Origin of the sequence: Pseudoalteromonas sp. S3260, from assembly GCF_005886925.1 — a bacterium.
In the GTDB taxonomy this organism is placed as follows: Bacteria; Pseudomonadota; Gammaproteobacteria; order Enterobacterales; family Alteromonadaceae; genus Pseudoalteromonas; species Pseudoalteromonas tetraodonis.
Map to the genome: position 1 here is coordinate 1 of NZ_PNCV01000125.1, position 21423 is coordinate 21423.

The following is a 21423-nucleotide window of genomic DNA, read 5'->3' on the forward strand; positions in this document are numbered from 1 at the left end:
TGCAAATTCAACCTTGAAAGATCAACAGACCCTAGTCTAAGCTAATAATAAACTTAACCCCTCCCAGTGTTGAGCCTTCAATTGCGCACTGACCTTTGTGCCATGACACAATTTTACTCACTATCGCCAGCCCTAGCCCAAACCCTCCGGTTTTTTTATCACGACTTTTATCTAAGCGCGTAAACGGCTTAAATACTTTTTCGCGCTCAGAGAAGGCAATGCCGGGGCCATCATCTTCAACCACTAGCAGTAACTTTTCATCGGCAGTACTTAAACTAATATGTACACTTTGCGAGGCATGTTTAAGTGCATTACTGATTAAGTTTTGCAGCACCCGCGACATAAAATGACTATCGCATAAGTAAATAAATTGAGTGGGGAGCGTTGTTGTTAGTTTAATACGGGTATCAAAGTTTACTTTTTCAATATTAGTTTTAATTAATGCAACGATATCGCAAGGGGCTAATTGTAGACTGGGTTGCTGTGTATCTAAACGGGCGTATTCCAACATTTCAGATACCAAGGACTCCAGTTCATGAATATCCATTTGCATGTCAGATAAATACTGCTGTGCTTTGGTATCGTGAGTTTTATCCTCGAGTATTGCAATAGCAAACTTCAACCGCGCTAATGGCGTTCTAAATTCATGAGATACAGAAGAGGTGAGCTCTTGCTGAGCACTCAGTAAAAACTCAATACGTTGCTGCATTACTTGCAATGTATCGGTGATGGGTAAGAAGAATGACTTTGAGCCATCGCTTAATTGAAAATCTTGCGAGCCACCCACTGCCTCGCATGCATGACTCAGCTTTGCAAAGTCTCGCCACAACAAAAAGCTCCACAAACCTATTGGTAAACTTATAATAAACAACACCAGTAAATACGGTAACACAGTCCCTGAGCTGCTGTGTTTAACACCCACAGGGCCTACTTGTAGCAATTGTGAATTATTTAGCGTTACATACCAAACGATACGCTGCTGTTTATCATATAAATAAAGGTAATGGTTTTGAAATAGTTGTGCTTGCTGTTCAGGTGGGAGCACTAGATCTTGCTGGGCAATGACTTGGCTATCAAAATTATGTTTAAGCTGCTCAAGCCCATCTGGGGTTTGTGAAAGCAGCCATAAAGACTGCCCAAATTCGTCATCTAACAATACACTTTGCTGAGATTCATCATAGGGCCAAAACTGCTCTATAACGCCACTAACAATAAACAAAGAGGCAATAATATACACGTAAAGGCTTATAAATAGCTTTCCCATTAACCTAGCCTAACACCTTGCATTTATTACATATCCCACGCATCTGATACAAATAGATAGCCTTGCCCCCATACCGTTTTAATTCGATAGGGTTTATCACTGTTATCACCGAGCTTTTTACGAATGCGTGATACACGAACATCCACCGTGCGGTCTAACCCGTCGTACTCACGCCCTATCATATGTTGATGGACATGCTCTCGACTGAGCACTTCACCAGCATTTGAAGCCAATAACCAGAGCAATTCAAATTCATGAGAAGTCAGGACAATTTCAACACCGCTTAGCTTTACAATGCGGCTGGTTTTATCTATTGATAAATCACCAAATTGAAGTTCTTCAATCGCTTTAACACTTGGCTGTCCACGGCGAAGCAATGCACTAATTCGAGCAAGAAGTACACGCGGCTCTGCCGGTTTTATAACGTAGTCGTCAGCCCCGAGTTCTAAGCCTATGACTTGATCGAAGTCTTCACCCTTTGCTGTTAGCATTAAGATAGGGAGAGTGTATTTGTCACGTACTTGTCGACATACGCTAAAGCCATCTTTTCCTGGCAACATTACATCTAAAATGATCAAGTCGACGTGGTTTTCACTCAGATAAGGAAACACTTCGTCACCGCGTTCTAAAACGTCAACTTCTAAGCCATTATGCTCAAGATAGTCTTTGGTTAATTGTTGCAACCCTAAATCATCTTCAACAAGTAATATCTTTGGCATTTACTGATCCTAAATTAAAAAAAGCTCCAAGGTGAGCGTAGTCGATGTTTTTTCTTAGCGTATGCGGTTTGCACTTCTATTTGCACACTCGCTAACGATACACCTGTATGGGGATTAATCAGGGAGTATATGGTCTCCACCTGAACACGCGCTTTATAACTAAGTTGGCCTTTTTTGACACCTTGCCAGCATTGTAATTGTGTATCTTGTTGGTATAAACATACATCGCTAGCGGCTGACAGTTGCCACTTAAATTTTAACTCAAGATCACAAAGTTCTTGTTGTTCGGAAACCACACAGACTTTGGGTGATACGTTAAGTGAAGAGACTTTTGCAACGCTAGCGTTGCTAAAAAATGAAGCTGCAAGCACAACCAACATAAAACACTTCATATTAAAATGTATGTTCGAATCCTATAAAGGCGGTCATTGAATAGTCATGTTCAAAAAGCGGGCTGCTATCCATTGCTGAATAATCATAATAGGCTAAATGAAAACGAAGCGCGTTGACTCCATCTACAGGCCAACGGGCGTCGATTTTAGCATAAGGTTGCCAACTACTACCAACTTCTATTTCACCGTAAATAGATTCAGCGCTATTTAAACCATAAAAATAGTTATTTAGTTGGGCTGATTTGTAATTAACGCCTAACGTCGACTTTAACGTTAATTGCTTAAACTCATGATGATATTGCCATTGCAACGATCCCCTGTAGCCATTATAAACGCTGTTTACATCATGCAATAATTGCGCAGAAAATACTTGCTGCTGCTTTACAAAAAAATAGCTGATACCGGCATCAAGTGCGACTCGTCTTTTTTGTATATTATTTATATTTACTTGACGAGGTGAGTCAGTGTGTAGCGACTCTAATATCTCGTTTTCAGACGTTGTTTTAAAGGCGAAAATATTTTGTGGATGCCAATCAATAAAAAAGCGTGACTCAGGGTTAATTTCTGACACAAAACTAACGTTATGTTGTTTGCTTTGTAAAAAAGAATAACCAAGACGACCATTATCAAAAAACCAATTTTGACCATAATAAGCCACTTGCGGAATAACAACTAAGGGGATGTTATCTGCACCATACAGAGGATTTGTGATCACCCCAGCACCAACACTCACACTAAGATTAAGCTCATCAGTGGATATATGTTGCTGCTTCTGAGCAATCGCATTAGTGCTTAATAGCGCTAATAACAGGCATGTGTTTATTCTCAGATGGAACCGCATGAAGTTAATCGCTAGTTTATAAAGTGGCTTTGACCCTATAGTAGCAAGTAGTATGAACACAAGCTCTAGAGGGTTACAATCATTAACAAATTTGATACAAACAGAACACGTTTACATATCGGCCGCTATTTCGACCCGATTACGACCATGGGTTTTAGCTAAATAAAGTGCTCTATCTGCCTTTTCAACTAATAAACAGCTCTTACTAAAAGGTTCTATTAAAGCAATGCCGAAACTGGCTGAAATATTACGTTTATTATTACTGTCTTCTTTTTTGCGAATCGTCAATTTGGCAATGCTCAAACGAAGCTGATTACAAAATGCCATCGCATCATTAATGCTTTCAAAGTAACCCGTAATACAAAATTCTTCACCACCAAAACGATAAGCTCTGTATTGCTCTTGTACACTATTTTGCACTTTTTGAGCGACTAGCTTGAGTACCTCATCGCCTTTTTGATGGCCAAAATCGTCATTAAAACGTTTAAAATGATCAATATCGAACATAATCAACACCGCTAATTTACCGTGTTCATTTTGTGAAGAGGCGTTCAAACAAAACTCAACAATGTCTGTGTCAAACTTACCGCGATTAAATAATCCGGTTAAGGAATCTTTATCAACCGCTTCTTGGGTCACGCTAAGCGCTTCTTTTAAATCTTTAATTTCGTTGTACGCTTGCGCTAATTTGGTTTGGAATCCACGGGCGTAATCTTGCATCGCAATTGATTCGTCAGTTAGGCGCTCAACGCAAGAAAGGATCTCATTAAATGAGTTAATACTAGAGAGCGTTTTTAATTCATTTTGTGAATCAACTAACGAGGTAGTAAAGCTTTTCGAATATTGAATGGAGTCACTAAGATCAAACTGCATTTGCTCTACGGTGCCATGAAACCTTTCAGACATTTGTTGAAAAAATGCAAGCTCTCGTCATTAATATGCTTATTAAAAATTTCTTGGGCGGTTTGAGCTGAACACGTATTGTGCAATAAAGATGACTTTATCAAGCTCTGTGTTTAGTTGTGGGTTGTCGCCCTGTACATAACAGTACCAAATAGTATAATTTATTGGCGTTACAGGCATTTTGTATTTAACCATCAACGGAATGGCTTTTTTAAACACTGGGCAGAATGGGCAAGTGAAACCGTATTATCCATAATTAAAACTCTTAGAGATCACAACAAAGATGTTAATAAACACATAAATATTAGCGGTTTATATTAACAGTTTTTTATCATCCAACAAGCCTATATTATGTTTTCCCCCATATTTTGTGCAATATTCCAAAGCGCACTAATAGCGGGGTCGTTTAGTTCTTTATGTAATACAGCCAAACCAATTTTAAACCCTTGTGGTGGCTCGCCTTTATACTCTAAAACCTGAACCTTATCGTTAAGCGGACTATTATCGAGTACAATTTTTGGGATCATGGCCACGCCTAACCCTAAACTCACCATAGATACCATAGCTTCATGCCCTGCCACTTGCGCGTAAATTTTTCCTTGTACATTATTTTTTCGCCACCACTGCTCCAACCTTTGTCTTGAAAATCCTTGTTCAGCAACAATAAATTCAAGCTCAGACCAATCAATAGTTTCGCTACTAGTGGCTAATTTTTCTGTGATCGGACATTGAATAGTGGGTGCAATTAATACCAATGGCGAGTAGCCAATATCTACAAATGCAATTTGTGCAGGTAATTTACTGGGTCTGGCTGCAATGGCCATAGATTCATGTCCATCTAACACTCGGTTAATAGCCAAGGCGGGATCGCCCGTATTTAAGGTAATTTCAATATGCTGATGCTGAGCTCTCAGTTGCTCTAAAATATGATGCAAAAAACTGTAAGACGCGGTAACGGAGCAATAAAGGCTCACATTGCCATAAATATGTTGTTGCGGTTCGTTTAAATTAGCTTTAAACCGCTGCCAATGACTAAGTGTTGCACTGGCATACTCCTTAAATGCAACGCCTTCGCGGGTAAGCTTTACACTGCGATTATCACGCTGGAATAACATCACCCCTACTTCATCTTCTAACTGCTTAATATTACGACTTAAAGTGGGCGCACTTATGTGGCATAACTCACTGGCACGAGAGAAATGAAGCGTTTTTGCCAACGCCAAAAAGTAATTTAAATGCTTATGATCCATAACAACACCAGTATTTCATATTATGAAACACTTTAATTCAAATATATCATTTTACGCAAGAAAAGATTTTCCATATTGTTATTCCAAGCAAAGCAAAAGCAATGCATCTAACAAACTGAATTAATAGGAAACTTATCATGGCAAATTATTTTAATAGCTTACCTTTACGCGAACAATTAGCGCAATTGGCACAATGTGAATTTATGGGCGCAGACGAATTTAACGACGGTGTTGCTGCACTTAAAGGTAAAAAATTGGTAATTGTAGGCTGTGGCGCTCAGGGCCTAAATCAAGGCTTAAACTTACGTGATTCTGGTTTAGATGTAGCCTATACACTACGTGATTCAGCCATTGCTGAGCGTCGTCAGTCATTCTTAAATGCATCTGACAATGGTTTTAAAGTGGGTACATATGAAGAGTTAATCCCAACAGCCGATGTAGTACTTAACTTAACACCTGATAAACAACATACTGCAGTTGTTAATGCCATCATGCCATTAATGAAACACGGCTCAACCCTTGCCTATTCACATGGCTTTAATATTGTTGAAGAAGGCATGCAAGTTCGTGAAGACATTACCGTTATTATGGTTGCACCAAAATGCCCGGGGTCAGAAGTACGTGAAGAGTATAAACGCGGCTTTGGTGTACCTACATTAATTGCGGTTCACCCAGAGAATGATCCTCAGGGCCATGGCTTGGCACAAGCAAAAGCCTATGCAGCAGGTACGGGTGGTCATCGCGCGGGGGTACTTAAATCATCATTTATCGCTGAAGTGAAATCTGATCTGATGGGCGAGCAAACCATTTTATGTGGCATGCTACAAACTGGCTCTATTTTATGTTTTGACAAAATGATTGAAAAAGGAATTGATGCCGGTTACGCCTCAAAACTTATTCAATATGGCTGGGAAGTGATCACAGAAGCACTTAAATATGGCGGTGTGACAAACATGCTTGACCGCTTATCAAACCCTGCAAAGGTTAAAGCGTTTGAGCTAAGTGAAGAGCTTAAAGTGATTATGCGTCCTCTTTATAACAAACACCAAGATGACATTATCGATGGCACATTTTCACGTGTAATGATGGAAGACTGGGCAAATGATGACGCTAACTTACTAAAATGGCGTGCTGAAACTGCAGAAACTCATTTTGAAAAAACCCCTGCAGGCGATGTAGAAATTGCTGAGCAAGAATTTTTTGACCACGGTATTTTAATGGTGGCAATGGTAAAAGCGGGTGTAGAACTGGCATTTGAAACCATGACAGCGGCAGGTATTATTGCAGAATCTGCCTATTATGAGTCACTGCATGAAACGCCGCTGATAGCCAATACTATTGCACGCAAAAAGTTATTTGAAATGAACCGCACTATTTCAGATACCGCTGAGTACGGCTGCTATTTATATAACCATGCCTGTTTGCCGCTTCTACAAGAATTTATGCAAGGTATTGATACTGATGTTATTGGTAAAGGCTTAAATGAGCAAAGTAATCAAGTTGATAACCAAACCTTGATTCAAATAAATACGGCTCTACGTGATCACCCTGTTGAGAAAGTAGGCGCAAAATTACGCGGCTACATGTCTGCAATGAAAAAAATAGTTTAACCCAAGGGTCCTAGAACTTTCACTTGTTAGAAACCAAGCCCACTTGCATTTTGCTGTGGGCTTTTTTAAGTGCAAATTAATCATCAATAGCTGAAAATAAATAATGTGCTAAAATAATTCTCCTCATTGCCTCAGTTGTAAATATAAGCACTATCATGACGATAAAAAATCTCTCTATTACTCAAAAAATAACAGCCCTTGGAAGCATTATTGCTATTTGTGTTGCTGTATTAATTGGTTTGACGTCTTTGCATAACTCAAAGAATATTATTGAGCAACGCATGATCGAATCTGAACTGCCAAGTAAATTGCAAACAATCAGTAATCATATTGGTGGCGAGATCAATGAACTTCTTGGTGCAGCACAGCAGCTTTCGGCAAATACCTTTATTTTAGATTGGGCAAATGCTGGCAACAACAACGACACGCTATTACTTAAAGAGCTCAATCGTTTGGTTGACCAATACGATCTTGCCACGGCTTCGTGGGCGAATAAAAACACGGCACAATATTGGAATCAAGATGGCTTTTTACGTGTTTTAAAAAATGATGCCGCAGATGGCTGGTTTTTTGCTTTTACACAATCAAAGCAACCTTACTCAATTAGTATTTATCAAGAGTCTGAAAACGATGTAAAAATGTTTGTTAACCACCAACAACCTAATGGTTTAGGCTTGGCAGGCTTAGCAAAAAGCATTACAGATATGCAAAAGCTGCTACAACAATTTAAAATTGAGCAATCAGGGTTTGTGTTTATTGCCGATAAAAACGGATTAATTCAGTTACATAAAGATGCAGACAAAGTCGCTAAGGTTAATATAGATAGTATTTACAGCGCTAATATTCATAACAAATTACTTAATAAAAACGGCTTCGCTTTAGAGGAAGTAAATATCAACGGGCAAGCCACACTCATTGCAGCCACACCGATTAAAAACACTGACTTATTTGTATTAGCTCAAGTCCCAAAAAGCGAAGTCTTTTCTAGTATAAATACCCTAGAGTGGCAAATATTCACTTTCACTATCATCACTGCGCTAATCGCAAGCGTGATCAGTTACTTATTAGCTCGCTCTTTAGCTTCACCGTTATCAACAATGGCTGAGTTATTTTCGCGTTTAGGGCGTGGCGATGCAAATTTAGCCTATCGCTTACCAACATCTCCCCAACCTGAGCTAAATAATTTAACCACCGGCTTTAATCAATTTATTGAAAAAATAGAAACCGCTATTGTGCAAGTAGCTAATGAGAGCCACGGTATTCGCCACAGCTCAGATCATGTATTTTCGCAAGCCAAGCAAAACTCTTTAGCGCTTGATAAGCAAAAAGAGCAAACTATTTCAGTTGCAGCAGCCATTAATGAAATGGGCGCTACAGTGCAAGAAATAGCGCAAAGTGCTGCCAATGCAGCTAAGTTAACCAACGATAGCCGCGATAACACCAAGCAAAGCCATCAACAAGTGTTACAAAGCCAAACGACAATCTCAGCCCTTGCCAGCGACATTGACGGCATAACCGAGCAAGTTGCTTTACTTTCTAAAAAGACTATTGATATCGCTAGTATTGTGGATTCAATTAGAGGTATATCTGAACAAACCAACTTACTGGCTCTCAATGCAGCCATTGAATCTGCTCGTGCTGGTGAACATGGACGAGGCTTTGCTGTAGTTGCTGATGAAGTAAGAGCGCTGGCGAATCGTACCTCACAATCGACCACTGAAATTCAATCAATGATTGAAGAGCTCACTCATATTTCAGATGACGTTGTCAGCGATATCGGTCAATCAAAAGATAAAGTACAACAAAGCGTAAGCGCAATGCAAAACTCGGTTGAGTTACTTAATACCATTACTGAAACAGCCAATGAAATTAACGATATGGCGACCTTAATTGCCACTGCGACCGAACAGCAAAGTAGCGTGGTGAATGATGTAGGTCGTAGTATTGAGCAAATAAGTGAGATCAGTGATAAATCAATGAGTGAACAAATCAATACAGAACAAGCAATTCGTGATTTAGCCACCAGCGCACAAACACTTGATGCACTCGTTGCTACGTTTAATCAGCAACGTTAAATAGAGTGTTACATTAAAAAATAACCTCTGTACAAAATAACCACTATACTTAAGTGTGTTTTTTGTACAGAGGTGTGTATGAATGCTCTCCAAGGTAAACATTATTTACTGATTGTGCGTCTGCTGGCTCTGTGTGCTTGTAGCACCACAGATAACGCCAATATAAGCGTGCCAATCCCCACTATTACTCCTCCCATGCAATTACAACAGCAGCTGGTAGAGTCTGAGCAACAAATATTTCAACTCGACGACGGCCTCAAACAGCAATTAAATGCTTACGTGCAATCGAGTAAATCAGTTGATGAAATAGCGTATTGCCTACTTAGCTTTTTACTCACAAATGGCGATAGCGCTTTATCTTATCAATCCACCACGACACAAACCGCATCTCAGAGCTATCAAAACTTAAACGCCAATTGCTTGTCACTATCAATTTTAGCATATAGTTTAGCTGAGCATTTAGGGCTTAAAGCTCGCTTTCAAAAAGTACACATTCCGGAGTATTGGTCACTAAATCAGGGATTTAATTTACTCACGGGGCACATCAACCTTGCCATAGACAATAAAACGAAACTCAAAGACAGCTCACTTGTTTATCAGCGTAATAAGCGTTTAATCATTGATTTTGATCCCAATAGCCGACAAGCCCGTTTTGCAACCTCATTGCTTTCAAAAAAAGAGTGACCGCCATGTTTTATAATAATAAAGGGGGTGAGGCACTGGTAAATAAACACTATGATTTAGCGTTTAGCTATTTCAAAGCAGCAATCAATACGGACGCTTCATTTAGTGCTAGCTGGGGCAATTTAGGGGGACTCTTTAAACAATTAGATGATTTAAAGCAAGCGGAGCAAATGTATCGCTATGATATTGCCTTAAATACTGATAATAATACTGCACAAGGTAACTTAGCATTATTATACACACTCACAGATAGAGTGGCCGAAGGCGAAAAGCTATTGGCTGAGCTTGACAAAAAACGCCAAGAAAATCCTTACTATCATATCTCGCTTGGTAACAGTGAGTATGTAAATGGTAATTTTAAAGGCGCAATTAGCCACTATAAAAAAGCTAACGCTATGTCACCAACCTTACATGAAAGCCACTTTGGACTGGCGCGAAGTTACTTTGAGTTAAATAATAACGCTATGATAATAAACTCATCGCATTAAAATCACTTATCGTTAAGGCGAATCATTATTAAATTATTTAGTTTAACCTGCATTGTATTTTTTATAAGTTGGAGTGGACTCTCAAAGCCGATTGAGCCGCAGTTATTCACTGATTTAACAACGCTAACCAGCTCTAAATTAGCAGGCAGAAAAACGAATAGTCACTCGGCTTTACTCACCAGAGAATATTTAAAAGCACGCTTTAAAGAGCATCAACTAACGGTTATTGAACAACCTTTTACTTATCCATCAGGGCTGTTTTCTAAGGCGCAAGGCGTAAATATTGTTGCGACCAAAACAGCAAAAGATACGCTCGAAAATATTAACACTGCTCTTTATCAAGAAGCAGTATTGCTAATTGAGGCATTTATTAATCAGCTTTTGACAAACCCTGAGGTATTCAGTCCCCCCTTAAAAGCAGCAACGTAAGCCTCTTTTTTTGCCCGTGGAAGTTTTTTAATCGCATATTCTAATTTACTTGCGTCGCTTTTAGTCCCAACTTGTTGCTGATGAATGAGCACCAGCGGTCCTTTCCCTTTGAGGTTTTTTGCCCCTTTACCCGCTTGGTGCGTTGCTAAACGACGCGCTACATCAACTGTAATGCCGGTATACCAATGACCAAACCGTGTTTGCACAATATACAGTGACCAAACAGCCGGTTTACTTTTACTATTGCACAACTCATCGTTTAAACTTTTTTGATTATTAATGGTCAAAACCTCGCCTTAACGCGCTAAACAAAAACAATTACTCAAAAGGGTTTTACCTTGAGTGACTAATAGGTATCATGCAGATTATAAAAAATAAGGATCACAACTAACAATGCAGTCGTTAAAAACTTTTTCTCTTTGGCTTATTGTCGCTTTAACGCTTAGTTCAGCCGCAGGTTGTTCTAGCTGGGTGTACAGAATCAACATCCCTCAAGGTAACTTTTTAGAACAATCAGACGTTGATAAGCTTCGCGTTAATATGACTCGCGAGCAAGTAATTTATGTACTAGGCAGACCGATTGCCGAAGACGCCTTCGATAAAAATACCTGGCGTTACGTTTATAGCTTTAATAAAGGGCGCGCGAATGAACAATATAAATCATTAGTATTAAACTTTGAAAATGAAAAGTTGGTAACGGTCTCTGGTGACTATGAGCAACCAGAAAACTTTACAACCCCTTTAGAGCAATAAGCCATTTGGGTTTAATTTAAAAAGGTGAGCATGGCTCACCTTTTTTGTATCTAACGATCTAACGGTCGGCCACCAGTTACTTTATTTGCGCGGCCCTCTTCTTTGGCTTTTTCGGCGCGCTTTCTGCGGGCATCTTTAGGGTCGGCAATTAATGGGCGGTAAATTTCAACTCTATCGCCGTCTTTAAGCTCATGATTAAGCTTTACCGTTCTGTTCCATACACCTAAAGTTAAAGCGGTTGCATCAATTTCAGGGCACTTCTTAATAATACCTGATTGGATCACTGCTTGCTCTGCGGTGGTACCTTGGAATACTTCTATATTTAACGTGGTTGCTTTCGTTGGCAACGCAAACACAATTTCAATATTGATCATGCACGCTCTCCATATACCGCTTTTGCACGTTGAGTAAAGGCACTCACCATATTTTTAGCTACATCATTAAAAATTTTACCAAACGCAAGTTCTATTAACTTACTAGAAAATTCAAAGTCTAGCTGTAAATGCACTTTGCACGCATGCGCATCTAATTGCTGAAAATGCCAGCGACCTTGTAAGGTTTTAAAAGGCCCATCGACCAAGCGAAGCATCACTGTTTGCTCATCAATTAGCGTATTTTCAGTGGTAAACCATTTTTTTATACCGGCTTTAGATATTTCTAAACTGGCGGTCATGTTATTATCATGCTGCTTAATAATTTTTGAGTCTGAACAATTAGGTAAAAACTGCGAATAAGCTTCTACATCATTGACTAGATCAAACATCTCTTTAGTGCTGTACATAACCAGCGCACTTTTCTCTATTTGTGGCATACTCACTCCCAACTGTGTGCAGGAATTTTAGCAAGCTTTGTGCGTTTCCCCAAACTTTCATCGCGCTTAAATGAATCCTTCGCTTTTGCATGTATAATTTAAAAAAATCGATGTAAAACATCTCGTATAACGTATATTATAGGGCACTATGGCTAAGAAAAATTCATCAAAATCGACAAGTAATACCATCGCGCTAAATAAAAAAGCGCGACACGAGTATTTTTTACACGACAAGTTTGAAGCAGGTATTGAACTCCAAGGCTGGGAAGTAAAAAGTATCCGAGCAGGTAAAGTAAATATCTCTGAAACTTATATTCATCTTAAAAACGGTGAAGCGTTTTTATTAGGCAGCACAATCCAGCCTTTAAATAGTGCATCAACCCATGTTATTTGCGACCCGCTGCGTTATCGTAAATTATTACTAAGCAGACGTGAACTTGACCGTTTGGTTGGTGCAACCGAGCGTGATGGTTATTCATTAATTGCCACAGCTATGTATTGGAAAAAATGCTGGGTAAAGCTTGAATTCCATTTAGCGAAAGGTAAGAAAATGCATGACAAACGTGAAGACGGTAAAAATAAAGATTGGTCCCGTGAAAAAGAACGTTTAATGAAACATAAAGTTTAAATGAAAAAGCCTAACATCATGTTAGGTTTTTTTTTGCTAAATTTTAGGAAAATACAAATTATTACAAATTAAAGTCGCTCGGCGTTTTGTTGATCAATAATAACTAAATCACGTTACAGCGCCAAATAGCGAGCATCCTATCGTTTACCTTTATTGAGAAAATCAGCACATATTAGTGCAGATAACAAAATCATCTTTGTGGCCAATTGATAACAGTTAAGCTACATGTTATTAACAATTGGACTTGTAAAACAAGTAAATTATTAACATATCAACAAGGACTTAAGGATACATACCAACCCTTTATAGAAAATGGACGCTCAGCGAGAATTTAAAAGTACTTAGGCAAGGCATTTGAATGAATTAAGTGTGGCTCTCTTTAAAATTCAAAAAACGCAGTTTAAGCACTTTTAAAACTCGCCCTATGGGAGAGCATCTGCAGATCTTTCTCTGCGTTACCACTCTTCGTAATAGAAACCACTATTACATCATCATGGCGCCTTGATAAAATCCAGCAGAACGCTCTCTGAGCAAACATTTTCTATGATGGGTTGGTATCGCTCAATTGCATTTACACCGAGCTTAATCATCGGTGCTACTATCGCATTGTCAGCAGGTTTTAGTACAACGACTTATGCTGCACAGCAAACTGCAGAAAAAGTAGAACGTATTCAAGTAACAGGCTCTCGTATCAAACGTTCCGATATAGAAGGCCCGTCTCCAGTACAATCCATTAATAAAGAAGACATCGAAAACATGGGTTATGACAACCTACAACAGCTGCTTGAAAGAATGCCTGTTGCAGGTAATGGTACTTTTTCAACCCGTGGTAATAACCAAGACTCGACCGCTAATGGCTCAGCTGCCGTCAGCCTTCGTGGCTTAGGCGCCGATGCTACCTTGGTACTTATTAATGGTCGTCGTGTTGCAATCAGCGCATTTGCTGAAGGGATCACCAACTCATTCGTTGATATCAACAGTATTCCTGTTTCAGCAATCGAACGTATTGATATTTTAAAAGATGGCGCCTCAGCAATCTATGGCTCTGATGCTGTAGCGGGTGTTGTAAACGTTATCTTGAAAAAAGATATTGACGGTATTGAAGTAAACTTAGGTTACGGCGGCACAGATGGCCCTAACTATGAAGAAACTACAGCCAGTATTGTTTGGGGTACTACTAGTGCAAAAAGTAGCGCATCCGTTATTATTGATTACTTTAAAAACACCTCTTTATCATCAGATGAAATGGGGCGTTTAGGTACTGCTAATCAATCTCCATATGGCGGTGAAGATTTCCGTTCATCACGTGGCTTCCCTGGCTACTTCTATGTTGATGGCGTTAAAACAATTGACCCTGCGTGTCCTGCAGAAAATGCAACATCAAGTGGCAGTTGTTTATTTGACTATGGTCCATTTGGCTATATTGCACCGGCATCAGAACGTGTAGGTGCTATTTCACAATTTGAATACCGCTTTGATAATGGCATAACGGGCTTCTTAGAAATGGCCGTTCAGCATAACAGCTCAATTGCAGCAGGTGCCCCAACGCCACTTGATGAAGATGCGGGCTTAACAGTACCAGGTAGTCACCCTAATAACCCATTCGGCCAAGATATTGAAATAGGTCGTTACAGAACCGTAGATGCGGGTGCGCGCCAATGGGATATCGAATCAGACACATTACGTTTTGTTGCTGGTTTAAAAGGTGAAATAAACGATTGGAGCTGGGAAACAGCGGTACAAAAAGGACGTAGTAAGTCATTACAAACTGGGGATCGCTCACAAGGTTGGGTACGCACCGACTTCTTACAACAAGAAATTGATGCCGGTAACTACAACCCATTTGGCGGCACTTACAACGATCCGGCCGTAATTGATAGAATTACTACGAGCTTGGTTCGTCAAGGCGAGTCTCATATGACGTCGTTCGATGCTAACATTTCAGGTGAAGCATTTAGCTTTGGTGATGATGTTGTCATGATGGCGGCCGGTATTGAATACCGCGAAGAAGACGTAACGGATACACCAGATGATCAATTCCAACGTGGATTAATCTTTGGTACCGAGTCTGTTTCAGCTGCCGCAGAGCGCGACCAGTACGCGGCCTATGTAGAGTTTTCAATTCCACTTGCGGAAAACTTAGAGCTACAACTTGCTGGCCGTTACGATGATTACAGTGACTTTGGCACTACGACAAACCCTAAAGTTGCTTTACGCTGGGCACCTACTGATGAAATCACAGTACGTGGTTCATGGGCGCAAGGCTTCAGAGCACCGTCACTTGCACAAGTAGGTTTAGGGCCATCTCAGGAAAGTCAGTTCTTTATTGATAACTATCGCTGTGATGCAACAGGTAAAGATTGTGATCCGCTAGATTACAACATTGAATTTGCCGGTAACCCTGACTTAGAAGCTGAAGAGTCTGAATCTTGGAACGTCGGCTTTATTTGGGCACCTACAACTGACTTTGGTTTGAGTGTAGATGTATGGAGTATCACCCAAGACAATAAAATTGATGAGCAAGAGTTTGGTCCAATTTACAACTCAGAGTGTAATAACCAAAACAGTACCGTATGTGTTCGTTTACCTCCTTCAGGTACAGACAGTTTAGGGACTATTCAAAAGATTTTCAGTACTTTTGAAAATGTATCATCACAAGAAGTTTCGGGCGTTGATATTTCAGCAAATTACAACCACTCACTGGATGATTTAGGCTTACTAAAATTCAATTTAGAATGGGCTTACCAAGATAAATTTGAAAAAGATGGCCGCGATTACACTGGTGAATATGGTTACCCAGAGCATCGCTGGATTTTCTCAACTAACTGGGAAATTGGTCAGTTCAACACAAACATGAACATTAGTTATGTAGGTGAGTTTGAAGATACGCCAGATATCGATTTCGATGGTAATTTAGACTTCGATAGTAATACATCGCGTACTGTTGATTCACAAGTACTGGTAGATTTACAAACATCATACCGTATTACTGAGTCAGCAAAAGTATCGCTAGGTGTGAACAACTTATTTGATGAAGAGCCACCGTTTGCAATTGGTGACGGTGATTCAGATCTGTATGGTTACGCATCGGGTGTACACAACCCTCGAGGTCGTTACATTTATACTAAAGTGAGCTTTTCGTTTTAATTTAAAATAATAAAAAACCGCCATTTTGGCGGTTTTTTTATCTTAAACTAAAGGGCTAAATTATAGCTCGCCTTCGTTTTCAGATAAGAATTTAGCAACGCCTTCAGGGCTTGCGTCCATTCCTTTTTTACCTTCAGTCCAACCAGCAGGACATACTTCACCGTGCTCGCTGTGGAATGCTAGTGCATCAACCATACGGATCATTTCGTCGATGTTACGACCCAGTGGTAAGTCGTTCACTACTTGGTGACGTACGTTACCTTCTTCATCGATTAGGAAAGAACCACGAAATGCAACGCCCGCTTCTGGGTGCTCAACGTCGTATGCTTTACAGATTTCGTGTTTAACGTCTGCAACTAGTGCGTATTGAACTTTACCAATACCGCCGTCTGCTACAGCCGTGTTACGCCATGCGTTGTGTGAGAACTGTGAATCGATTGAAACACCAATTACTTCTACGCCACGTTTTTGGAATTCTGCATAACGCTTATCAAAAGCAATAAGCTCAGAAGGACATACAAATGTGAAATCTAGAGGGTAGAAAAAGATTACTGCTTTTTTACCTTTGATTTTTTCGTGAAGGTTATAGCTATCTACAATCTCACCGTTACCTAGAACAGCTGCAGCGGTAAAGTCTGGTGCCTGACGGCCTACTAATACACCCATTTTATTCTCCAAATATTTTGAGTTTATTGTCAATTGCTTACGCAATACTGATTACTAATATGGGCACTAATTTTAAAATTACAATAGCAACCATATTTAATTAAACATTATTCTATGGCTATAAAAAATAAATTAACAATCGTATTTATAGATAGCACCGTTCTAAAATAGCGAACGCTTGATAAATGGACTGATTTTTGATCATAAAAAAACCTGCTTTAAGCAGGTTCTTTTTACTAATCCATAATATCGCTAGGCATATCACCGCGAATATGTTGCCATATTTCACCGGTTTGATGACCATATTTACGCATCATGAATATTGCACCATCGTGCTCTTTATTCTCAGCAAGCTTAGTTAAGTCTTTATAAAACTGGCGTGCAAGCTCGCGAGTGCGAGGATCTGAAAAGTAATGACAGCCAATCTTAGAATAAAAACCTTTAAAGCCATTAAGGATGAGCACATAAATGCGATTGTTACCGGCAACAGCTAATTCATGATGAACTTTATAATCATAATCTGCAAACGCTTGCGCGCTGTCTTCTAATTCATCGCTTTGTGATAAAATTTCGATAACACGCTCTGGTGCAAGTTTTATAGCTGCACGGGTATAAATTGCGCTGATATTAGTACGTGCTGAGAGTAACTGATCGGTTAGCTCTGGCATTTTATCTTCATCTAAACGTGCCAGTGTTTCAAGAATGTTTAATCCTGACGTTTCCCAAAAATTATTAACGCGAGTGGGTTTACCATGTTGGATTGTTAACCAACCGTCTCTGGCTAATCGCTGTAATACTTCTCGTAATGTGGTTCTAGTAACACCAATTAACTCTGAGAGTTCACGCTCAGCTGGCAGAATTGAACCTGGAGGAAAATCACCATTCCAGATTGACTCTACTATGTACTCCTCAGCAAATCCTGCTGGGCTTTTCGCTTTAAAAATTCTCATTCAATTCCTACTCGAATTAATTCACATCACATCGCTACATACGATTAACTGACTGATTGTACCAGACAAGCCACAACTAACAAGTAAAGTAAGTTAAATTACCTAGGCATGTGATTAAAAAGGCAACTTTACTTGTATGATTCGCTAGTTTTACCGATAGGTTTTAAACACACTATGAATGCCAACCTATTATTCATACCAGACACTTTGACTATTATTATTTAGTTGTTTACACCCTCTATAGGCTGGACTAAGTTAATGACATTAACCAGACTATTAAACGCCTCCCTAGGGAAAAATCATGCAACAGAGTGTCCCATCTGCAATATTTATAAATTTTTTAGGTAAAGCACCTCAATGGTATAAATACACCATTATTGCATTTTTAATAATTAACCCGCTGCTGTTTCAATTAAACCCTTATTTGTCTGGCTGGGTACTGGTTATTGAGTTTATTTTTACACTGGCCATGGCGCTCAAGTGTTACCCACTGCAACCTGGTGGTCTACTTGCCATTGAGGCACTATTAATTGGTATGACATCAACCACGCAAGTTGAACATGAAATAGCACAAAACCTAGATGTGCTTTTATTACTTATTTTTATGGTTGCCGGTATTTATTTCATGAAAGATCTGCTGCTGTATATTTTTACCAAGTTAGTGGTTTCAGTAAGAAGTAAAACCGTTTTATCGCTTGCGTTTGCAATAGCTGCTGCGTTTTTATCAGCTTTTTTAGATGCCCTAACTGTAATGGCGGTTGTTATTGCGGTGGCCATGGGCTTTTATAGTATTTATCACAAGGTGGCCTCAGGAAAAGATTTTATTAGTGAGCACGATATTAACGATGATAACCAAGTAAAAGAGGTAAACCGTCAAGAGCTTGAAGAGTTTCGTGCTTTTTTACGTAATTTACTCATGCATGCCTCGATTGGGACCGCACTTGGCGGCGTGTGTACTATGGTTGGTGAACCACAAAACTTAATTATTGCAGAGCGAGCAAGTTGGCTATTTGGTGAGTTCTTTTTAAGAATGCTGCCCGTTTCTTTACCCGTGCTTTTTGCGGGCTTATTAACGACCTTTTTATTAGAAAAAACAAAAACCTTTGGCTATGGTGCAAAACTGCCAGAAACAATTCATGCTATTTTAAAAAACCATGCACAAACACTTGATAAAAAACGCACCAAACGCGATAGAGTTAACCTCACAATTCAAGCACTTATCGCTATCTGGTTAATTACTGGCTTAGCGTTACATTTAGCAACCGTAGGCTTAATTGGCTTATCGGTGATTATTTTAGCCACGTCGTCTGCCGGTATAATAGAAGAGCACCAACTCGGTAAAGCCTTTGAAGAGGCCCTCCCCTTCACTGCACTACTTTGTGTATTTTTTAGTGTGGTTGCAGTAATCATCGATCAACAACTCTTTACTCCTGTGATTACTTGGGTACTAACATTTGAAGGGCACTTACAATTGGTGATGTTTTTTATCGCTAATGGATTGCTTTCAATGGTCAGTGATAATGTATTTGTCGGCACTGTATATATAAATGAAGTTGCTGCAGCTCTAAAAGCAGGTCAAATAACTCGAGACCAATTTGATTTACTTGCAGTGGCGATAAACACCGGCACAAACTTACCCAGCGTGGCCACCCCTAATGGTCAAGCTGCTTTCTTATTCTTACTGACATCAACACTAGCTCCCGTGTTACGCCTATCTTACGGTCGAATGGTGTATATGGCTTTACCTTACACTTTTGTGCTTACCTTTGTTGGGTTAAGCGCGACTTATTTTGGCTTGAGTGAAATAACCAGTTTGTTTTATGACTGGGGGATAATACAACACCACATCCCTGTAGCGAATTCTGGGCATTAAGAGCTTCCCCGACTTTGAGGAGCTAGGAAATTTCATAGCACCTCACTTTTTCCCTTTTACTTGCTCCGCTGTTTATCCTACGTCATAATCTAAGCCCTTATTTAAATACGGATTTGTTATGAACTGGCTTGCTAATCTAAGTACTCAACGTACACCTTGGTTATTATTCAGTGGGATTGTTTTTCTGCTTGAAGTCATCGCGCTCTTTTTTCAATACAACATGGGATTAGCACCGTGCATTATGTGTATTTACCAACGCACCGCGGTATTAGGCTTACTTTTTGCCGGTATTATTGGCGCCAGTAAACCAAACAACCTCGTAGTCCGTATTATCGCTTATACAGTGTGGGGGGTTTCAAGTGTATGGGGGTTACTAATAGCTCGTGAGCACATTGAAATGCAAACAACCACTGACCCCTTCGCATTTAGCTGTGAGTTTGAGCCAAATTTTCCAGAGTTTATGCCATTACATCATTGGATACCGCAATTTTTTGAGGCAACCGGTGATTGCGGAAACATAGATTGGCAATTTGCAGGCTTAAGTATGCCAGCATGGATGGAAGTTATTTTTGTATTGTTTACCGCCACACTTTTTGCGTTAGTGGCCAGTCGATTAATCTCTAAAAAGTCACTTTAATATGTTTACTTTTTTTTCAAGCCACGTTGACGAACTTAAACACTTAAAAGTTCGTCAAAGACAAACCGTTATTGCGATCTCGTTAAGTATGCTCTCTCCTAGTGACAGAGTGTTAATGCGTATTGTAAAGCTTATGCTACTAAGCCCATTTTTTTTAATATTTACCCTTTTTGAAGGATGGCTACTCGTGCCCTTTTTGATTGTGGCTGGTTTAAGCTACCCGCTACTAACCGCCCCCGTAGATGTTAATTTTGCTAAAAAGCACCTTGGTGCTGCCTTAAAACAGTTTGATCAGGGCGCATAGCGCCCTTTTAAGTTAAAACGCCACCTTTCCATCAAGTTTGGCTAGCATTTTTTTACCCACCCCTTTTACTTTAGCTAGATCTTCAAGTGATGCGAAATCACCATTGGTTTCTCTATAATCGATAATTGCCTGTGCTTTTTTCTTGCCAACACCTGGTAACTTAATTAACTGTTTTAAATCAGCAGTATTAATATTAACCACGGCTGATTGCACCTGCTTTGATAGCATATCGCTTTGCGCAAAGGTGGTACCCATAGGTAATAAACATAAAGCAGCGGCTAATGAGATGATTTTAATTAATTTCATACTATTTCCTTTTGTGTTCTCACATGAACATTTGTTGATTATTTACACCCAGCACTTTTACATAACGTTGTGGTTATAAGTACTAACGGTAACAATCACTCCTTGCGACTCCTTTACTGCAACGCGTTATAAAGTGACTTAATAAATAAAGTAGAGTTACTCTTTATTGTCAACCAAGCTGCAGATAAACTAAGGCTAAAGCTTGCAAAACCACGCGCAAGCTTGTACTGTATATAAAAACAGTAATCTAATGATTTAAAATAATCATATTGCCACGTAAGTAAGCAGGAGAAATCATGGCTGTTGTTGTTAAATATGTTGTAGAACGAAACGGAGTCGAGCGCATGACGTTTACTACTAAAAAAGAAGCTGATGCCTATGACAAAATGCTCGATATTGCCGAGTCACTAGAACTCATGCTTGAAAAAGTAGATGTACCACTAAGTGAACAACAGGTTGAGTCGCTCGCGCTGGAGATTGCAAAAAGTAAAGACGACTTTATGGCCGTACTTAAAGGTGGTAAAGAAGTACCCGCCAAGGCTAAAAAAACAAAGTCAAATAACGTTGCGGATATAAAAGATAAAGCAGCGAGTTAGTACTTTTAAAAGCTCAATAGTAATTATTAAAAAAACTGAATTCGGTATTCGAATTCAGTTTTTTTATGCCTTTAAATAACCTGAACTCTGGTTAAGA

General features: G+C 39.5%; 22 protein-coding genes and 1 pseudogene. 11 read left to right on the forward strand and 12 right to left on the reverse strand.

Annotated features, from left to right (window positions below):
- Nucleotides 1-31: 31 nt before the first annotated feature.
- The 6 genes and pseudogenes from CWC14_RS16185 to ilvY form a co-directional block, all read right to left on the reverse strand.
- Nucleotides 32-1264 (reverse strand): ATP-binding protein, encoded by a 1233-nt coding sequence (locus tag CWC14_RS16185; RefSeq protein WP_138563888.1) that lies wholly within the window; start codon nucleotides 1262-1264, stop codon nucleotides 32-34.
- Nucleotides 1265-1290: 26 nt separating this feature from the next.
- Nucleotides 1291-1983 (reverse strand): response regulator, encoded by a 693-nt coding sequence (locus tag CWC14_RS16190; RefSeq protein ID WP_013465514.1) that lies wholly within the window; start codon nucleotides 1981-1983, stop codon nucleotides 1291-1293.
- A 14-nt stretch (nucleotides 1984-1997) separates the two neighbouring features.
- Nucleotides 1998-2363 (reverse strand): DUF3019 domain-containing protein, encoded by a 366-nt coding sequence (locus CWC14_RS16195; RefSeq protein ID WP_138563890.1) that lies wholly within the window; start codon nucleotides 2361-2363, stop codon nucleotides 1998-2000.
- A gap of 13 nt (nucleotides 2364-2376) precedes the next feature.
- The gene (locus CWC14_RS16200; RefSeq protein WP_138563891.1) at nucleotides 2377-3216 is read right to left on the reverse strand and encodes a MipA/OmpV family protein; all 840 of its coding nucleotides are present in this window, start codon (nucleotides 3214-3216) and stop codon (nucleotides 2377-2379) included.
- A gap of 111 nt (nucleotides 3217-3327) precedes the next feature.
- Nucleotides 3328-4373 (reverse strand): annotated as a pseudogene (locus CWC14_RS16205) (GGDEF domain-containing protein).
- Nucleotides 4374-4463: 90 nt separating this feature from the next.
- Entirely contained in the window at nucleotides 4464-5369 is a 906-nt protein-coding gene (gene ilvY / locus CWC14_RS16210; RefSeq protein ID WP_024602050.1) for an HTH-type transcriptional activator IlvY, read from the reverse strand.
- Nucleotides 5370-5506: 137 nt separating this feature from the next.
- On the opposite strand from ilvY, the gene ilvC reads away from it, so the two are divergent.
- The 4 genes from ilvC to CWC14_RS19810 all read left to right on the forward strand — a co-directional run bounded on the left by ilvC (nucleotide 5507) and on the right by CWC14_RS19810 (nucleotide 10226).
- Nucleotides 5507-6979 carry a ketol-acid reductoisomerase gene (ilvC, locus tag CWC14_RS16215; protein WP_138563893.1) on the forward strand — a complete coding sequence of 491 codons (1473 nt, stop codon included), beginning with the start codon at nucleotides 5507-5509 and terminating at the stop codon, nucleotides 6977-6979.
- Between the two features lie 155 nt (nucleotides 6980-7134).
- On the forward strand, nucleotides 7135-9054 hold the full coding sequence (locus CWC14_RS16220) for a methyl-accepting chemotaxis protein (RefSeq protein WP_138563895.1): 1920 nt from the start codon (nucleotides 7135-7137) through the stop codon (nucleotides 9052-9054).
- 78 nt (nucleotides 9055-9132) lie between these two features.
- Nucleotides 9133-9738: a hypothetical protein gene (locus CWC14_RS19805; protein ID WP_249928765.1), complete on the forward strand. Its 606-nt coding sequence runs from the start codon at nucleotides 9133-9135 to the stop codon at nucleotides 9736-9738.
- A gap of 5 nt (nucleotides 9739-9743) precedes the next feature.
- Nucleotides 9744-10226: a tetratricopeptide repeat protein gene (locus CWC14_RS19810; RefSeq protein ID WP_249928766.1), complete on the forward strand. Its 483-nt coding sequence runs from the start codon at nucleotides 9744-9746 to the stop codon at nucleotides 10224-10226.
- Nucleotides 10227-10600: 374 nt separating this feature from the next.
- Here CWC14_RS19810 and CWC14_RS16235 read toward each other — a convergent pair whose 3' ends face one another.
- Nucleotides 10601-10942, reverse strand: a complete 342-nt coding sequence (locus tag CWC14_RS16235; RefSeq protein WP_069438684.1) for a GIY-YIG nuclease family protein — start codon at nucleotides 10940-10942, stop codon at nucleotides 10601-10603.
- Between the two features lie 106 nt (nucleotides 10943-11048).
- Between CWC14_RS16235 and CWC14_RS16240 the strand changes: the two genes are divergently transcribed.
- Nucleotides 11049-11408: an outer membrane protein assembly factor BamE gene (locus CWC14_RS16240; protein WP_013465523.1), complete on the forward strand. Its 360-nt coding sequence runs from the start codon at nucleotides 11049-11051 to the stop codon at nucleotides 11406-11408.
- A 50-nt stretch (nucleotides 11409-11458) separates the two neighbouring features.
- Here the strand turns inward: CWC14_RS16240 and CWC14_RS16245 are convergent, their stop codons facing one another.
- Together CWC14_RS16245 and CWC14_RS16250 are read right to left on the reverse strand one after the other, a co-directional pair.
- Nucleotides 11459-11782, reverse strand: coding sequence for an RnfH family protein (locus CWC14_RS16245; protein ID WP_013465524.1), 324 nt, complete (start codon nucleotides 11780-11782; stop codon nucleotides 11459-11461).
- Nucleotides 11779-12219, reverse strand: a complete 441-nt coding sequence (locus tag CWC14_RS16250; protein ID WP_013465525.1) for a type II toxin-antitoxin system RatA family toxin — start codon at nucleotides 12217-12219, stop codon at nucleotides 11779-11781. The genes CWC14_RS16245 and CWC14_RS16250 overlap by 4 nt, the downstream gene beginning before the upstream one ends.
- Nucleotides 12220-12367: 148 nt before the next feature.
- On the opposite strand from CWC14_RS16250, the gene smpB reads away from it, so the two are divergent.
- Nucleotides 12368-12847: an SsrA-binding protein SmpB gene (smpB, locus tag CWC14_RS16255; RefSeq protein WP_013465526.1), complete on the forward strand. Its 480-nt coding sequence runs from the start codon at nucleotides 12368-12370 to the stop codon at nucleotides 12845-12847.
- Between the two features lie 543 nt (nucleotides 12848-13390).
- Nucleotides 13391-15994 (forward strand): TonB-dependent receptor, encoded by a 2604-nt coding sequence (locus CWC14_RS16260; protein ID WP_138563901.1) that lies wholly within the window; start codon nucleotides 13391-13393, stop codon nucleotides 15992-15994.
- A 60-nt stretch (nucleotides 15995-16054) separates the two neighbouring features.
- Here the strand turns inward: CWC14_RS16260 and CWC14_RS16265 are convergent, their stop codons facing one another.
- Complete coding sequence (locus tag CWC14_RS16265; RefSeq protein WP_008109095.1) at nucleotides 16055-16660, reverse strand: peroxiredoxin; 606 nt, start codon at nucleotides 16658-16660, stop codon at nucleotides 16055-16057.
- 236 nt (nucleotides 16661-16896) lie between these two features.
- Nucleotides 16897-17610, reverse strand: a complete 714-nt coding sequence (fadR, locus tag CWC14_RS16270) for a fatty acid metabolism transcriptional regulator FadR (RefSeq protein ID WP_008109093.1) — start codon at nucleotides 17608-17610, stop codon at nucleotides 16897-16899.
- A gap of 301 nt (nucleotides 17611-17911) precedes the next feature.
- Here fadR and nhaB point away from each other — a divergent pair, with 301 nt between their 5' ends.
- From nhaB to CWC14_RS16285, 3 genes are all read left to right on the forward strand, one after another.
- A complete protein-coding gene (gene nhaB / locus CWC14_RS16275; protein WP_013465528.1) occupies nucleotides 17912-19483 on the forward strand; it encodes a sodium/proton antiporter NhaB in 1572 nt (523 codons plus the stop codon).
- 118 nt (nucleotides 19484-19601) lie between these two features.
- Nucleotides 19602-20120 (forward strand): disulfide bond formation protein DsbB, encoded by a 519-nt coding sequence (gene dsbB, locus CWC14_RS16280; protein ID WP_076920602.1) that lies wholly within the window; start codon nucleotides 19602-19604, stop codon nucleotides 20118-20120.
- A 1-nt stretch (nucleotide 20121) separates the two neighbouring features.
- Entirely contained in the window at nucleotides 20122-20424 is a 303-nt protein-coding gene (locus CWC14_RS16285) for a DUF6170 family protein (RefSeq protein ID WP_024602042.1), read from the forward strand.
- A gap of 12 nt (nucleotides 20425-20436) precedes the next feature.
- Here the strand turns inward: CWC14_RS16285 and CWC14_RS16290 are convergent, their stop codons facing one another.
- Entirely contained in the window at nucleotides 20437-20730 is a 294-nt protein-coding gene (locus tag CWC14_RS16290) for a ComEA family DNA-binding protein (RefSeq protein ID WP_008113303.1), read from the reverse strand.
- Nucleotides 20731-21026: 296 nt separating this feature from the next.
- Between CWC14_RS16290 and CWC14_RS16295 the strand changes: the two genes are divergently transcribed.
- Nucleotides 21027-21326: a YebG family protein gene (locus CWC14_RS16295; protein ID WP_138563897.1), complete on the forward strand. Its 300-nt coding sequence runs from the start codon at nucleotides 21027-21029 to the stop codon at nucleotides 21324-21326.
- Nucleotides 21327-21423: the final 97 nt, after the last annotated feature.